The sequence below is a fragment of the Rhizobium sp. A22-96 genome, assembly GCF_053521805.1.
The window spans coordinates 686,990-699,605 of the sequence record NZ_JBNWDQ010000002.1 but is presented as its reverse complement, the minus strand read 5'-3'; the positions used below and the strand labels follow the sequence as shown (position 1 = coordinate 699,605).

The 12,616-nt window shown below is 60.9% G+C and carries 9 protein-coding genes; 5 read left to right on the top strand and 4 right to left on the bottom strand.

Annotated elements, in window-relative coordinates; genetic code table 11:
* Window positions 1–347: 347 nt before the first annotated feature.
* A complete protein-coding gene (locus ACQZ6F_RS09850) occupies window positions 348–1,241 on the top strand; it encodes a DMT family transporter (protein ID WP_449092397.1) in 894 nt (297 codons plus the stop codon).
* Window positions 1,242–1,311: 70 nt separating this feature from the next.
* Here the strand turns inward: ACQZ6F_RS09850 and ACQZ6F_RS09845 are convergent, their stop codons facing one another.
* The 3 genes from ACQZ6F_RS09845 to ACQZ6F_RS09835 all read right to left on the bottom strand — a co-directional run bounded on the left by ACQZ6F_RS09845 (window position 1,312) and on the right by ACQZ6F_RS09835 (window position 5,384).
* On the bottom strand, window positions 1,312–3,006 hold the full coding sequence (locus tag ACQZ6F_RS09845) for a DEAD/DEAH box helicase (RefSeq protein WP_449091939.1): 1,695 nt from the start codon (window positions 3,004–3,006) through the stop codon (window positions 1,312–1,314).
* 323 nt (window positions 3,007–3,329) lie between these two features.
* Window positions 3,330–3,653: a hypothetical protein gene (locus tag ACQZ6F_RS09840; RefSeq protein WP_077471877.1), complete on the bottom strand. Its 324-nt coding sequence runs from the start codon at window positions 3,651–3,653 to the stop codon at window positions 3,330–3,332.
* Between the two features lie 144 nt (window positions 3,654–3,797).
* Window positions 3,798–5,384 (bottom strand): trimethylamine methyltransferase family protein, encoded by a 1,587-nt coding sequence (locus tag ACQZ6F_RS09835; RefSeq protein WP_077471876.1) that lies wholly within the window; start codon window positions 5,382–5,384, stop codon window positions 3,798–3,800.
* Window positions 5,385–5,600: 216 nt separating this feature from the next.
* Between ACQZ6F_RS09835 and ACQZ6F_RS09830 the strand changes: the two genes are divergently transcribed.
* On the top strand, window positions 5,601–8,846 hold the full coding sequence (locus ACQZ6F_RS09830) for a response regulator (protein WP_449091940.1): 3,246 nt from the start codon (window positions 5,601–5,603) through the stop codon (window positions 8,844–8,846).
* On the opposite strand, the gene mnmD is transcribed toward ACQZ6F_RS09830, so the two are convergent.
* Window positions 8,843–9,577 carry a tRNA (5-methylaminomethyl-2-thiouridine)(34)-methyltransferase MnmD gene (gene mnmD, locus ACQZ6F_RS09825; protein WP_449091941.1) on the bottom strand — a complete coding sequence of 245 codons (735 nt, stop codon included), beginning with the start codon at window positions 9,575–9,577 and terminating at the stop codon, window positions 8,843–8,845. The genes ACQZ6F_RS09830 and mnmD overlap by 4 nt on opposite strands.
* Here mnmD and ACQZ6F_RS09820 point away from each other — a divergent pair.
* The 3 genes from ACQZ6F_RS09820 (at window position 9,576) to puuE (ending at window position 12,616) form a co-directional block, all read left to right on the top strand.
* Complete coding sequence (locus ACQZ6F_RS09820) at window positions 9,576–10,760, top strand: NAD(P)/FAD-dependent oxidoreductase (RefSeq protein ID WP_449091942.1); 1,185 nt, start codon at window positions 9,576–9,578, stop codon at window positions 10,758–10,760. The genes mnmD and ACQZ6F_RS09820 overlap by 2 nt on opposite strands.
* 106 nt (window positions 10,761–10,866) lie before the next feature.
* Window positions 10,867–11,574, top strand: coding sequence for a DUF1045 domain-containing protein (locus tag ACQZ6F_RS09815; RefSeq protein WP_068388597.1), 708 nt, complete (start codon window positions 10,867–10,869; stop codon window positions 11,572–11,574).
* 118 nt (window positions 11,575–11,692) lie between these two features.
* The gene (puuE, locus tag ACQZ6F_RS09810; protein WP_449091943.1) at window positions 11,693–12,616 is read left to right on the top strand and encodes an allantoinase PuuE; all 924 of its coding nucleotides are present in this window, start codon (window positions 11,693–11,695) and stop codon (window positions 12,614–12,616) included.

Below are 12,616 nucleotides of genomic sequence, written 5' to 3'. Positions count from 1 at the left end.
GAAGTATGCGCAGTTGCCGGTACGAATTTCGTGGTGCCGGAAAATGCCGGATTTGCAGGCATTTAGGATTAACGCGCTTGTTGTTGGCCGGTTATTGCCGCAATGTGCGGATCAAAATTTGAGCATCTGCTTCTTTTGCGGTCCAACTGCTTCGATGGTACCGGAAGCTCCAGGATAGGGAGCGATGGTTCGCCGCCGGGTGAAGAAAAATTGATGGCTGCTTTCAGCAGATGGATTTTGACCGTGCCGCCGCCATCGGCTATCAGCCTTCAGCCCCTCCGCGCGACATTCCGAGTTCGATCCCGATTCCGGCTCCGACGCGCCAAACACATATCGGTCCGCTTTCCATGTCCCTCGATAAACTCGCGCCGGCGATCTTCGTCCTTCTCTGGTCCACCGGCTGGATCGTCGCCAAATATGCCTCACAGCATTCGGGGCCGTTCACCTTTCTGATGATCCGCTACAGCCTTTCGGCGGTGGCATTCGTACTGCTCTGTTCCTTCACGGGCGCGCGGTGGCCGCGCGATTGGTCGAGCGTGTTTCGGGCCATCTATTCCGGCATCTTCCTGCACGGCATCTATCTGGCCGGTCTCTGGTGGGCGATCGCCCAGGGCGTGCCGGCTGGCATTTCCGGCATCATCGCAGCCCTGCAGCCGCTGATGACCGCCATGGCGGCGCCGTTCCTCGTCAACGAACGCCTGCAACCCATCCAGCGCGTCGGCCTGCTGCTCGGCTTTGTCGGTATCGCGATTGCCATCTCACCAAAACTGTTGACCTCGGGGACCGCCGATCTCTGGCAGGCCGCTGTTCCGCTCGTCGTCAATCTGCTGGCGATGGTTTCGGTGACCTACGGCACGCTTTACCAGAAGCGGCACCTGCAGACCGGAGATCTCAGGACCATTGCGACACTGCAATATGTCGGCGCGCTCATCGTCACCGTGCCGCTGGCCTTCATGTTCGAAGGATTGCGCTTTGACGGCACGCAGACGGCAATTCTCTCGCTTCTCTGGTCGGTCTTCGGCCTGTCGATGGGTGCGGTCGGTCTGTTGCTTTATCTGATCCGCCGCGGACAGGTCTCGCGGGCGGCATCGCTGATCTACCTGATGCCCCCCGCCGTCGCCATCGAAGCGGCAATCGCCTTCGGCGAACCGCTAACGCTGCCGATCATCATCGGCACGGCGGTCGTGGTGCTTGGCGTCTACCTGACCAACCGGCGCACGGCGGATATCGTGCCGGAATAGGGTGTCATCACGAAATGAAAAAAGGGGGCCAATCGGCCCCCTTCTGTTTTATCGTACAGCTTTTATCTTATTAGGCACGTTCACGGCGCTGGCCGCCATTGCCGGGGCCGCGGCGCTTCATGCCGCCGTTGCCGCGATCGTTGCGCTGTTCGCCCTGGGCGTTCTGGCCACGGTCTTCATGGCGACCCGTGGGGCGGCCGTGGGCGTGACGAGGGCCGCGATGACCGGCTTCATGGGCTGCGCCATTGGCGTTCGCCGGACCGCTGTGATGCGGCTTCTTGGCCGGACGGAAATCCGAGGTCGAAGCGAGGTCGTTGTCCACTTCCGGACGCGGGGTGCGTTCGTCGCGACGCTGACCACGGAAGTCGGCATTGCGGTTGTTTTCGCGCTGCGGGCGACGCTCCTGGCGCTCGCCGTTGTGAGCGCGGCCTTCGCCGGCTTCACCTTCGCGGTGAGGACGACGGGCCGGGCGAGCCGGGCGGCCTTCCGCACGTCCCTGGCCTGCGCCACCACGACCCTGGCCCTGACCGCCACGGCCTTGACCGCCGCCACGGTTGTTGCCACGGGTCGGACGGGCGCGATCGGCAGGAGCTTCGCCGCTGGCGACGGCAATTTCGATGCCCATCAGGCGCTCGATGTCGCGCAGCAGGCGAATTTCGTCCGGAGCGCAGAAGGCGATGGCGATGCCGTCGCGGCCCGCGCGCGCGGTGCGGCCGATACGATGGACGTAGGCATCCGGTACCTCAGGCAGGTCGTAGTTGTAGACATGCGAGACGCCAGGGATGTCGATGCCGCGGGCGGCAACGTCGGTGGCGACGAGAACGCGGATTTCGCCGTCACGGAAGCCCTTGAGGGCCCGTTCGCGCTGACCCTGGCTCTTGTTGCCATGGATGGAGGCGGCGGCAAAGCCGACGTGCTCGAGATGCTTCATCAGCTTCTCGGCGCCGTGCTTGGTGCGCAGGAAGACCATGGCGCGGCCATCCGGATTGGCGGAGATCGTTTCTTTCAGGATCTCGGTCTTGTGGTTCTGGCCGGACACGAAGTGGACATACTGCTCCACCTTGTCGGCAGCCTTGCCCGGAGGCGAGACTTCGACCTTGACCGGGTTGGTCAGGTAGTCGGCGGCGAGATCGGCGATTGCCTTCGGCATGGTGGCCGAGAACAGCATGGTCTGGCGCTTGGCCGGGACCATCTTCGAGATCTTGCGCAGATCGTGGATGAAGCCGAGGTCGAGCATCTGGTCGGCTTCGTCGAGGACGAGGTAGCTGACCTGGCCGAGCGACAGGGCGCGGCGGCTGATGAGGTCGAGCAGACGGCCGGGGGTGGCAACGAGAATGTCGGTGCCGCGCTCAAGCTGCAGCTGCTGCTTGTTGATCGAGGCACCGCCGACCACGACATTGATCCTGAGCGCCGTCTTGCGGACGAAGAGCTTCAGGTTGTCGGCGATCTGGTTCACCAGTTCGCGGGTAGGGGCGAGGATGAGCGTGCGGACGGTGCGGTTGTCCGGGCGCTTGGCGTCCTTCAACAGCATTTCGATGATCGGCAGGCCGAAAGCGGCCGTCTTGCCGGTGCCCGTCTGAGCGAGGCCGACGAGATCGCGGCCCTGGAGAACGAGCGGAATAGCCTGCGCCTGGATCGGCGTCGGGGTGGAGAAGTTGTTCTGCGACAGCGTATCGACGATCTGCTTGGAAAGACCAAGCGAGTGAAAATCGGTCAATTCAATACCTTTCGGGGGCGCCAAAGCAAATAGGCCGGATCGCACCATGCGGTCCGGTCTGTCTCTGGCGTCAAGAACCCCGCGTGAAGTGGGAACTTGTAAGTTGGAAAAAGCTTTCCAGCGCATCTGACCGCCTTGGGTGCGGTCTCGTTATATAAAGCGCTTTTGTCCCTCTCTTGCGTACGTCTAAGTCCCGCAGGGCACGCTCACGCGGCGGCCGGAAGGTGAAAGCTGAGGCGCATTTGGTCTTATTCGCGACCAAAGTCAAGGGGTGGCGGGTGCTTTCCTTCATAGATGTGCATATGCCGCCGGAAATCCGGCGGCATCCTTGATCCCGAAATTTCTGAAGGCAGGCTTCTGCGCTCTAAACCCTAGCGGCAGACCTCCACACGATATGGGCGACCCCAGCCATCGTGACGCCATGCCCAATAGCAGCTCGGATAGGGGCGCACATAGACGCGCTCATAGGCAGGGCCGGCATAATAAGCGGGATAGGCGGGGTATGCGGAGTAGTAGGCCGGGTATGCCGGCCTTACCGCTTCGGCCGCGAGCGCGCCGCCGACAATACCGGCAGCAAGGCCGCCGAAGATGGCGCCGCGCTCGGAGGCGGCGGCGTTGGTGGTGGTTACGGCGGCAGCGCTGCCGAGTGTCAGCGCGATCAAGCCGGCCGTTGTTAAAGTACGAAGCACAGACATTGACATCCCTTTCCCAAACACTGGCTTCCCAGCCGAAGCCGAACCTCACGGTGCGCGGGAATCGGGGCGAACTCGCGGCTAAAAAGAGGGCCGCAACATTAAATTTCGTTCATGATGAAATGAGGGAAAGCGTTTGATTTCCCTTTAGAAATCCGTGGGAACTCCGCCCTCTTTCTTGCGCCTGGCGACAAAGGCGTCGAGCTCTTCCTCGACTGCGGGATCAAGCGGTGGCTGCTCGTAACGCGCAAGCGTTTCCTTGAAGATGCGGTTGGCATGATCGTAGGTTGTGGGCCGCCCGGCCTCTGTCCAGGTCTCGTAATTTCGCCAGTCGGAGAGAATTGGTGAATAGAAGGCGGTCTCGTAGCGCGCGAGCGTATGCGCGGTGCCGAAATAATGCCCTCCCGGGCCGACATCGCGCACGGCGTCGAGCGCCAGGGCATCCTGGCTGACATCCAGGGGCGTCAGGAATTCGGCGACCATCTGCAGCATGTCGACGTCGAGGATGAACTTCTCGAAGGAGGCGGTGAGACCACCTTCGCTCCAGCCGGCCGCATGCAGCACAAAATTGCCGCCGCCCTGCGTCAAAGCCCAGAGGGAAAGGGCCGACTCATAGGCCGCCTGTGCGTCGAGCGTGTTGGAGGCGTTGGTGTTGGAGGTTCGATAGGGGATGCCGTAGCGGCGGGCGAGCTGGCCGCCGCAAATGACAGCCTTCATATATTCTGGCGTGCCGAAAGCAGGCGCACCCGTCTTCATATCGACATTCGAGGTGAAGCCGCCATACATGACCGGCGCGCCCTTGCGCACCATTTGGGTGAAGGCGATGCCGCACAGCGCCTCGGCATTTTGCTGCACCACCGCGCCGGCGATCGTCACCGGCGCCATGGCGCCCGCCAGTGTGAAGGGGGTTACGACGACGACCTGGTTTCGCGACGACATCTCGATGATGCCCTGCAGCATCGGCCCGTCCAGGCGCAGCGGCGAGGAGGAGTTGATGATGGTGAAGAGCGAGGGCTCGCGCTCCATCTGCTCCATGCTGATGCCGCGACCGATGCGAGCGATCTCGATCGCGTCGAGATTACGCTGCTGGCCGAGCGAATAGCAGTGGAACGCCTTGTCCGTGAGTTTCACGATGTCGGAGAGGCAGTCGAGATGGCGCACCGAGGCATGGATATCGATCGGTTCGACGGGGTAGCCGCCGGTCATGTGGATGACGTCGAAGGACTGGGCAAGCTTGATCAGCTTGCGGAAATCTTCCTGATTGCCCGCTCTTCTGCCGCCTTCGCGATCGGCAACGAACGGAGCCGAGGCGACTTGGGCGAAGACGAGGTTGCGGCCGCCGATTTCGACATTTCTAAGAGGATTGCGGGCGTGCAGGGTAAAGGTCGAGGGAGCCGAGGCGATCAACTCCATGATCATGTTGCGGTCGAAGCGGACGCGCTCCTTGCCAGGCGTGACATCGGCGCCGGCTGCTTTCATGCGCTCGCGCGCTTCCGGCAGGATGATGTCCATGCCGATTTCTTCGAGAATGGTCAGCGACGCATTGTGAATATCATCAAGGGCTTCGGGCGACAGAAGCTCCGTGTGGGAAAGATTATTGACCAGGTTCAGATACTTCGCGCTGCTCGGCTTGCGGCTGCGCTCGGCGCCTCGTCCCCCGGCGCGTCGACGTCGTTCGGCCGGTACCGCCGCTGTTTCCAGTTCGCTCAGGGCCAGGTTTCCTTCGTCGCTCATCGCACTCACTCCCGATTATCCGCTGGAGGATTCTTGGCAGAGATCGGGCGTGAATACCGTCGTCGTTTGCGACCAAGACATGACCGTTATAGGATAGTCCGTAGTCTGAACGCGACGCTGCCCTATCGGTTAATCATGGTTAACGCCTTGTTAAAGCGGTTCGTGATAGAGCGTCGTTTGATGAACCACTATGCGCGCTGAGAAGAGAGGCTCCGTTTGACCTTGGACGGTGAACTGCTGGAGATAGCGTGCCGCCGGATCGCCAGTCTGGACAGGCCTGCCTACATCAAGAACAGCGAGCTACGCTACGTCGCCGTCAACGAGGCCTATGCGCGGTTTTTCGGCCGCGACATCTCCGATTTCATCGGCAATCGCAGCCACGATCTCCTCGACGCTGGTGAGAGTGCCGAGAGGGAAGACAAGGAGCGCCGAGCTCTCGTCTTCGGCTCCGAGGAAACAACGCTGTGCTTCGACACCACAGGACGTCGGCGTTCGGGCATTCAGATCGAAAGCTTCTCGGCTTCTGAAGATCGTGTTTATGTTTTCGGGATGTTTCTCGACACCCCGGCTGTCTCGGGCAAGGTTTCACCTGCGGGTCAAGTGCGAGAGAAGGCCGACGATGTAGGCTTTTTCAGTGCTGTTCTGGAGGATCTGCCGGTCGCGACCTTCGTGCGCGATGCCGACCATCGGCTGATCTATTCCAATGCAGCTCATGCGGCCATCATCGGCCTCGATCGCGAGGAAATGCTCGGCAAGACCGAACATGAAATGTTCGATGTCGGCGCCGACGAATTCTTTGCGGAAAACGAGGCTGCGCTGAGGGAAGGGCGAGAGCACGAATTCGAAAGCGAAATCGTCGATCGGCAGCAGGTGAAACGCCCCGTCAAGATCCGTGTCAATCGCGCGACGACACCTGATGGCAAGCACTACACGATAGGTTCTGTCGCCGATACGTCGGCACTGAAACAGCGAGAGATGCAACTGATCGAAGCGCAAGCCCGCGCCGAGGCGTTGCATCAGGACCTCGACAATATCCTTCGCTCGATGCCGATCGGGGTTCTGATCCATAACAGCGATTACATCGTCGAATACGTCAACGATGCCTGGTACGACATTTCGGAATTCCCGAAGGACGAGCGTTTCGAGGGACGGCCTTATCGCGATCTGATCGCCAAGCATTTTGAACTGGAACGCTTCGGCTCGGATCGCAGCGTCGACGACATCTACGAGGCGCGTCTGGCTGCGCTGCGCAAGGCAGGGCCACATCTGCAGACGGAAGTGAATTTCGCCGACGGCAAATCTGTCATCATCGACGCTCGCCGCATTTCCAATGGCCGGACATTGATGTCCTACACGGACATTTCCTCCGTCAAGCAGCAATCACAGGAGATTACCGAGACGCGGCTTGCGCTGGAGCGACTAGGTGAGCTCATGGCGGATGCGATGGAGGCCATGTCGCAGGGGCTGTTGATCGTGCAGGATGGCACGATCATGCTGGCAAACGACAGGCTTCAGCACATGCTGAAGCTGCCGGCGGAGCTTCTGGAGGTCGGCAAGGACTGGTCCGCCGCTTTTGACTACTGCGCCGCACGCGGAGATTACGGTGACGACGCGGAAGCAATACGGCAGTCCTGGAGCGAGAGCATTGCAGCGGGCACGCCGATCTCCTGCGTATTTCAGGTCGTTGGCGGTCGCTGGATACAGCTCGACGGCGCGATCGGCGGTCATCGCCGCTGGACCGTCGTGCTGACCGATGTCACCGATATGAAGGAGCGAGAGGCGGAGCTGCAGCTTCTGCTGGCCCGCAGCAACGCCGCGGATCGCGCGAAGTCTGAATTTCTGACCCATATGAGCCATGAAATCCGTACGCCGATGAATGGCGTTCTCGGCATGGCGGAATTACTTGCCAAGACCGATCTGGACGCGCGGCAGAAGACATTCGTCGATATCATCGTCAAATCGGGCAATGCGCTTCTCACCATCATCAACGACGTGCTCGATTTCTCAAAGATCGACACGGGCGCGATGCACCTGCGCAAGATGGCGTTTGATCCGGTGGAGGCGGTTGAGGATATCACGACGCTGCTGGCGGCAGCTGCGTCGGAGAAGAATATCGAGCTGATCATGCGCGCTGCGCCCGATGTGCCGGCAGCAGTGCTTGGGGATGCCGGGCGGTTCCGCCAGATCGTCACCAATCTCGTCGGCAATGCGATAAAATTTACCGAGCGTGGCCACGTTCTCGTCGAGCTGGGCAGCCAACCGATCTTCAGCGAAGACGTCTCGCTGATGCTGCGCGTCGAGGACACCGGCATCGGTATTCCGGATGGGAAGCTCGACAGCATCTTCGAAAAATTCTCGCTCGCGGATTCATCTTTTGCGCGGCGCCTCGAAGGCTCCGGCCTCGGGCTTGCCATTACGGCCGGCCTGGTCGAACTCTTCGGCGGATCGCTGGCGGTGGAAAGCGAATGGGGCAAGGGCTCCGTCTTTACGGTCTATCTGCCCGTGCCTCTGGTCGTTGATCGCGGCAAACCGTTGGATCTGCCTGCGGACGTCAAGAATGCCGGCATCCTGATCGTCGAGGACAATGAGATCCAGCGGCGCATCCTGACCGAACAGTTGGTGCAATGGGGCTTCGACGGCTATGCGGCCGAGAGCGGCAGTACCGCTCTTGCCATTCTGGACGCCGCTTTCGGCATGGGCGTACCGGTCGATGCCATGATCATCGACTATAGCATGCCTGATATGAATGGTTATGAGGTCGCACGCGCTATCCGTGCCGATCCTCGGTTCGTTTCCCTGCCGGTGATGTTTCTGACATCGATGGGGGTGGTCGGCTACGACAAGGAGCTGACCGCGGTCAACGGTCAAGCGCATCTGATGAAGCCGTTGCGGGCCAATGCGTTGCGCAGCACAGTTATCGACGTGGTCCGCACGTCACGTCGACGCAAGATGATCGGTCAGCCAAGCCCTGTCACCCGGACTATGCCGATAGAGGCGGAAGCTGCCGCCGCGATCGAGGCGACCGAACAGTTGGCCTCGGCGAGACCTGGCAACGCTATCGATGTTCTCGTCGCCGAGGACAACGAAGTTAACCAGATCGTCTTCACACAGATCTTGCAAGCGACTGGCCTGCGTTTTCTTGTCGTGGAAAACGGCGAGGCGGCTGTAGATGCCTGGCGCCAATTGCGGCCCTCTCTGATCCTGATGGATGTCTCCATGCCGGTCATGAACGGTCATCAGGCAACGCGAATGATTCGGCAGTTCGAGGCGCAGAGCGGGCAGGGCTGGCATGTACCGATCATCGGCGTGACGGTGCAGGCGCTTGAGGTCGATCGCGCGATGTGCATGGAGGCTGGCATGGACGACTGCCTGTCGAAGCCGATCAGCCCGGAACTTCTCGAGGCCAAGATCGAACGCTGGCTTGGCGATGCGGTTTTTCAGGCCGGCCGCTTCAACAGTTAGGCCGGTTTGACGCCGCAGAGCATTTCTCGCTTGCCGGCGAAGCCCGGCCGTCGCTCGACGGCGAAACCCGTTGCCTGCAGATTGCGGCGCACGAAGCCTGCGGCGGCGTAGGTGGCAAAGGTGCCGTTCGGGACGGTTTTGTCGTAAAGGGCCTGCATCAGCTCCGGCGACCACATGTCTGCATTGCGTGATGGCGCGAAGCCATCGAGAAACCAGGCATCAAAGCCGGATTCTGCATTGCTGACCCCTTCGAGCGCCGGACCGCAGACGACGGTCAGGCGCGTATGGGCGTCGAGTTGCAGCGAGACGATGCCTTGGGGATCGCCGGGCCATGCGGCGACGAGGGCCTGCCGTTCGCGATCGATCTCGGGCCAGTGCGACAGGGCGCGATCGATCTGATCAGCCTGCATCGGGTAGAGTTCGAAGGACATGAAATGCAGTTCGGATTCAGGGCCAGCTTGGCGGCGCCATTGACGCCACGTCTCGCAGAAATTCAGGCCGGTGCCGAAACCAAGCTCGCCGATGAGGAAATTCTGCTGCTCCTGCCAGCGCGCAGGCAGGTCATTGCCGGCCAGGAAGACATGGCCGCATTCCAGCCGGCCGTCGGTCTGGCAATAAAAATGATCGCCAAAAGCCGGCGAATAGGGCATATCGCCGTCGCGCCATTCGAGCTCCGGGCTTGCCGCGCTGGTTTCGGGCGTCTGCGTCCGATCGGAAACTGGATCTGTCATGGAAAGAGCCGATAATCCTCCGGGGCCTGCCGGTCAATCATCTGTCGATCTTCTGATCGTCGGTGGCGGCATCATGGGCTTGTGGGCAGCTGTTCATGCCGAGCGTCTCGGCATTCGAACGCTGCTGGTCGATGCCAACAGGTTTGGACAGGGCGCAAGCGGCGGCCTGCTCGGCGCGCTGATGCCGCATATGCCGGACAAGTGGTCCGAGAAGAAGCAGTTTCAGTTCGACGCGCTCGTGGCTCTGGAAGAGGAAGTTGCGGTGCTGGAAGCGGCGACCGGGCTTTCCGCCGGTTACCGTCGCGCCGGGCGCCTGATCCCGCTGCCGAAGCCGCATCTGCGGGAGATCGCGCTTGGTCATTCGCGGGATGCGCAAACGCATTGGCACCAGGGCGGGCGTGAGTTTCACTGGCATGTGCTCGACGCGGCACCTGTTCCCGGCTGGATCGATCCTGCGGCGGCCGAAAGCGGATTCGTCTTTGACACGCTGGCGGCACGTGTCTCGCCTCGTGCTCTATTGAAAGCGCTGTTGACCTTTCTTGCGGGTGCCAGGCACGTCCGGCTGCTTGAGGGCGTGAGCGTCCAGAGTATCGATCCGGACAGAGGCGTGGCGACCACGAGTGAAGGTAATATGTTGTTTGCCCGCTGCATCCTGTCGGCCGGACACAGCTCTTTCCCGATACTCGACGGACTGACCCTCGATCGCAAATCCTCTCTGGGTCAACCCGTCAAAGGGCAGGCGGCTCTGCTGAAGGCGGATGTCGACGCCAGCCTGCCGGTGATCTTTCGCGATGGCCTCTATATCGTCCCGCATGAGGGCGGAATGGTTGCCGTCGGCAGCACCAGCGAGAACCGGTTCGAAGATCCGCTATCTACGGATGGCCAGTTGGATGATCTGCTGGCCGCAGCCCGCTCGATGGCGCCGGCCTTGCTGGGAGCTGAGGTCGTCGAGCGTTGGGCCGGTCTGCGGCCGAAGGCGATCGATCGTGACCCGATGGTCGGCGCGCATCCCGATCATCCCTCATTGATCGCACTGACGGGCGGTTTCAAGGTGAGCTTCGGATTGGCGCATCGGCTGGCGGAAGCGGCTGTATGCGAGGCAGTTGACATGCCGTCTTGCTTCAAGTTGCCGCAGACATTCACCCTGGCAAGTCATATTGCAGTCGTATCACACAAAATGTGAATATACGCCCCCTTCAGGTCGTCAATTTGTCACGCAAATCACCTATCTGCTTGGCCGTCAGCAACCCGCTCGGTCAGCCGGTTTGTCGTGCCTGGGAGGAGATTTTATGCGCTATGCCATTTGCTTCACGCCGTCCGCGAGCGATCCGCTGACGCTTGTGGCCGCAAATTGGCTCGGCCGTAACGTCTATTCCGGCGAGATGGTCGATCCGCCCGCGGTGCGCGGCCTCGGGATCCATGAGATCGCTTTCTATACTGCGGTTCCCCGCCGCTATGGCTTCATGGGTTTGCTGAAGGCGCCTTTCCGTCTGGCGGAAGATGTGTCCGAGGCGGCGCTGCTGCGTGATCTCATGCGGTTTTCCGGCTCGGTCGCGCCCTTCGAAATTCCAAGGCTTGAAGTCGCGCGGCTGAGCGGCGCCCTGGGTCTCGTGCCATCAGCACCCAGCCAGCAGATGCATTTTCTCGCCGCGTCGCTGGTTCAGGCTTTCGACCACTATCGCGCGCCACTGAGCGAAGCCGAGATCGAACGTATCGATCCGGACGGTCTTTCGGCGACGCAATTTGCCAATTTGCACCGTTGGGGCCATCCGCATGTGATGGATGAATTTCGCTTTCAGATGATGCTGACCGGCACGATCAGCCCCGGCGATATGCTGCGAATCGAGCGGTCGCTGCGTGACTTCTTCGAGCCATCGCTTGCGGCACCAATTCCCGTCTCCAACATCGCGCTGATGATGGAAGATGGTGCAGGCGGTCCCTTCCGGGTGCATTCCCTGCATCCGATGGGCAAGGTCAGCGCCCGCAAGATTGCCTAGGCCAGCGGTGCCGGTCGTATTGGCGGCTTGCCATTGAAGAGAAAGTGATTTTCCCACTTTCCGTCTCGACATTCGCGGCACGGGTGCTACCGTTCTCCTTATTCGAGAAGGTGCTTCAATGTCGGAAAACTACTCCCGCGATCTCATCGGCTATGGCCGCAACACTCCCGATCCGAAATGGCCTGGCGACGCGCGCGTCGCGGTGCAGTTCGTGATCAATTATGAAGAGGGCGGGGAAAGCTGCATTCTCGACGGCGATCCGGGGTCGGAAAATCTGCTGTCCGAGATCGTCGGTGCGGCCTCTTGGCCGAACCAGCGCAATCTCAATATGGAATCGATCTACGAATATGGCTCGCGTGCCGGCTTCTGGCGGCTGTGGCGCATGTTCACCGAGCTGAAGGTTCAGGCGACAGTCTATGGCGTGACGCTTGCCATGGCGCGCAATCCCGAGGCAGTTGCCGCGATGAAAGAGGCCGGCTGGGAAATTGCCAGCCACGGCTATCGCTGGCTGGAATACAAGGATTTTTCGGAGGATCTTGAGCGCAAGCACATTTTCGAGGCGGTGCGGCTGCATACCGAGATCACCGGCGAGCGGCCTTACGGCATGTATCAGGGCAAACCCTCAGACAATACGCTGCGGCTCGTCATGGAGGAGGGCGGCTTCCTCTATTCCTCCGATTCCTATGCCGATGATCTGCCCTATTGGGTCGATGGGGTGAACGGCAAGCCGTTCCTGATCATTCCCTACACGCTTGAGACCAATGATATGCGCTTTGCCACGCCGCAAGGCTTCAACTCCGGCGACCAGTTCTTCACCTATCTCAAGGATGCGTTCGACACGCTTTACGAGGAGGGGAAGCAGGGCAGCCCGAAGATGATGTCCGTCGGCTTGCATTGCCGTCTCGTCGGCCGCCCCGGTCGAGCCGCAGCGCTGCGACGCTTCATCGAATATGTCTTGAAGCATGATAAGGTCTGGATCCCCCGGCGTGTCGAGATCGCCAACCATTGGTACGAGCAGCATCTCCCTGGAGGCGCGCGCTGA

Excerpts from the sequence above, each read along its gene's own strand:
- ACQZ6F_RS09850 (WP_449092397.1), top strand. The coding sequence starts at position 348 with ATGTCCCTCGATAAACTCGCGCCGGCGATCTTCGTCCTTCTCTGGTCC.
- ACQZ6F_RS09835 (WP_077471876.1), bottom strand. The coding sequence starts at position 5,384 with ATGAGCGACGAAGGAAACCTGGCCCTGAGCGAACTGGAAACAGCGGCG.
- ACQZ6F_RS09845 (WP_449091939.1), bottom strand. The coding sequence starts at position 3,006 with ATGGTGCGATCCGGCCTATTTGCTTTGGCGCCCCCGAAAGGTATTGAA.
- ACQZ6F_RS09815 (WP_068388597.1), top strand. The coding sequence starts at position 10,867 with ATGCGCTATGCCATTTGCTTCACGCCGTCCGCGAGCGATCCGCTGACG.
- puuE (WP_449091943.1), top strand. The coding sequence starts at position 11,693 with ATGTCGGAAAACTACTCCCGCGATCTCATCGGCTATGGCCGCAACACT.
- ACQZ6F_RS09840 (WP_077471877.1), bottom strand. The coding sequence starts at position 3,653 with ATGTCTGTGCTTCGTACTTTAACAACGGCCGGCTTGATCGCGCTGACA.
- mnmD (WP_449091941.1), bottom strand. The coding sequence starts at position 9,577 with ATGACAGATCCAGTTTCCGATCGGACGCAGACGCCCGAAACCAGCGCG.
- ACQZ6F_RS09820 (WP_449091942.1), top strand. The coding sequence starts at position 9,576 with ATGGAAAGAGCCGATAATCCTCCGGGGCCTGCCGGTCAATCATCTGTC.